Source organism: Halonotius pteroides (assembly GCF_003605635.1).
In the GTDB taxonomy this organism is placed as follows: Archaea; Halobacteriota; Halobacteria; order Halobacteriales; family Haloferacaceae; genus Halonotius; species Halonotius pteroides.
Window position 1 is genome coordinate 1 of the sequence record NZ_QMDW01000100.1, and the last position, 1076, is coordinate 1076.

Sequence of the window (1076 nt, forward strand, 5' to 3'; positions counted from 1 at the left end):
CAAGTGCAGATAGCGGTGGAGGCGAAACAGTAGTAAGCAGTAGCAATGACGGTGGTAACGATGATCGAGTCGAAAATGGTGTCGGCAACGGCGGTGCCGAAGGCCCCGAGGCCCGCGCGGAAGCGTTCGTCAGCGATAACGAGGCGAACCTCTATGGGGGATCCCTCGAGGACATGACCGGCCAGGACGAGGTCGTCATCGAGACGGGGGCCGGGGAAAACGGCTTCTCATTTAATTCCCCGGGAATGGTCGTCTCTACCGGGACGACCATCGTCTGGGAGTGGACCGGTGAGGGCGGCGGACACAACGTCGTCTCCGAGGACGGCAGCGACTACGAGTTCGAGAGCGAACTCACCGACGAGGCGGGCTACACCATCGAGCAGACCGTCGACGAGGCCGGTGCGGTCCTCTACGCCTGCATCCCCCACCGCGCGCAGGGTATGTACGGTGCCATCGCTGTCGTTGATGAGTAATGAACTAACCGACACTACTATATCGAGGTCGAACTACCCGTGTGGGAAACGAGTTCATATGCATGGTAATAACTGATGTTGATGCGAGATAGGAGCCGTATTCCCAGTTGAAACGAACGACTTCGAGAATCGCATCCAGTTCAAGAATGTATTCAAATTGATTGAGACACCACGTAGTATACCGTCTCAACCAACTTTCTAAGTAAGCTATCAGGAGCATCCATGGTATAGTACAAAAGTACGTGTTTACCCCCAGATGGATATCGTCACTCTCTCGTGAGTGCCACCCAACTGGTGTCGTAGACTGATGCAACAGGCGGGCAAACACGCTTTCGAGGGATGGTCTCCAGACCGGAGACCATCCCGTCTCGCCTGTTCATGACCTCTTCGGAACCTACCAAGGAAGAGATCCTTGAGCGTCTGGTCGCACTTGAGAAAGAGAACGAGGAACTTCGAGAGGAGAACAAGCGGCTCAGAGCCAAGCTTCGGTGGTACGAGGGACCCCATACACCACCGAGCAAAGACCAATCGGACCAGGAGGAGTCGTCCTCGTCCGATGGGGACGAGGACGACGAACAACCACCGTCAGTACGTGGTTGTTCG

Annotated in this window: 1 protein-coding gene and 1 pseudogene; both read left to right on the forward strand. The window is 55.9% G+C overall.

Translation table 11 applies throughout. The features are described 5' to 3' along the window. On the forward strand, positions 1-473 hold a 473-nt coding region (locus DP106_RS15330), incomplete at its 5' end, for a halocyanin domain-containing protein (protein ID WP_120086648.1). A gap of 339 nt (positions 474-812) precedes the next feature. Beyond that, positions 813-1076 (forward strand): annotated as a pseudogene (locus tag DP106_RS15335) (IS66 family transposase); the annotation flags it as partial.